The organism is Megasphaera sp. AF13-6AC (assembly GCF_027685385.1).
Classification (GTDB): Bacteria; Bacillota; Negativicutes; order Veillonellales; family Megasphaeraceae; genus Megasphaera; species Megasphaera micronuciformis.
In genome coordinates this window covers 1-895 of sequence record NZ_JAQCUN010000272.1, presented here as the reverse complement: position 1 = coordinate 895, position 895 = coordinate 1, and the positions used below count along the sequence as shown (strand labels likewise).

Sequence of the window (895 nt, the reverse complement as noted above, 5' to 3'; positions counted from 1 at the left end):
TTCTGAAAATGGGGGAAGAATTTGCCAAACGCCTGGAAGGATTTTTCGTAGACCGCATCGTTACCATTGAATCGTCGGGCATTGCCGTAGCCTTTGCCGCTTCCGTGGCCATGGGTAACAAGCCCCTCGTCTTTGCTAGAAAGAAAAAATCTCTCCTCACAGCAGCAAACGTATACATGACGGATATCTACTCCTATACGAAAGAAGAAACCTATCGTGCCTCTATTAGTCGTGACTATATTAAGGCAGGCGAAAAAATCCTCATTGTAGACGACTTCCTGGCCAGCGGGGCGGCAGCTATAGGACTGGCAAACTTGGTCGAGCAGGCGGGAGCTACCGTAGCCGCCATCGGCATCGTCGTGGAAAAATCTTTCCAGCCGGGAAGAAAACTTTTGGAAGACCGAGGATACCGAGTAGAATCCTTGGCACGAATTGAAAAATTTGAAGATAACAAACCCGTATTTGTAGAATAAGGGAGAAGGAAAAACAGGGCCTCTCATTGAGAGAGCCACAAAAAGGACGCATGCATAGCATGCGTCCTTTCTTCATCTCCTACTAACTTCCTCCACGACCTACTTCCGAATCTCAGCCGTATCAAGCAGGGTGCCGTCAGGCAAGAAGTATTGGAAGCGGATGGTGTCGGCAGTGGCTTCCATCGTCATGTAGTTGTCCGTTTCGGGCTGGGGCGGTACGTAGAGGTCCAAGGCATGTTGTTTCCACAGGCTCGGATAGCGTACGTCGCCGGCGACTCCCGTAAGGAGGTAAAGCGGACCCGATTCGTCTCTGACAAAATTTTTGATATGGCCGCGGTTACGGTAGGTGTGCAGGTGGCCCGTCAGGACAGCGTCTACGTTATAGGTGTCGAAGATGGGCATAAAGACCCGACCTTCGTCGC

General features: G+C 50.8%; 1 protein-coding gene and 1 pseudogene. One reads left to right on the top strand and one right to left on the bottom strand.

What is annotated here, in order from left to right:
• Positions 1-473 (top strand): xanthine phosphoribosyltransferase (locus tag PGX78_RS08795; RefSeq protein WP_270446580.1); only part of this gene is annotated, 473 nt, incomplete at its 5' end.
• Positions 474-572: 99 nt separating this feature from the next.
• Here the strand turns inward: PGX78_RS08795 and PGX78_RS08790 are convergent.
• Positions 573-895, bottom strand: a pseudogene (locus PGX78_RS08790) (metallophosphoesterase); the annotation flags it as partial.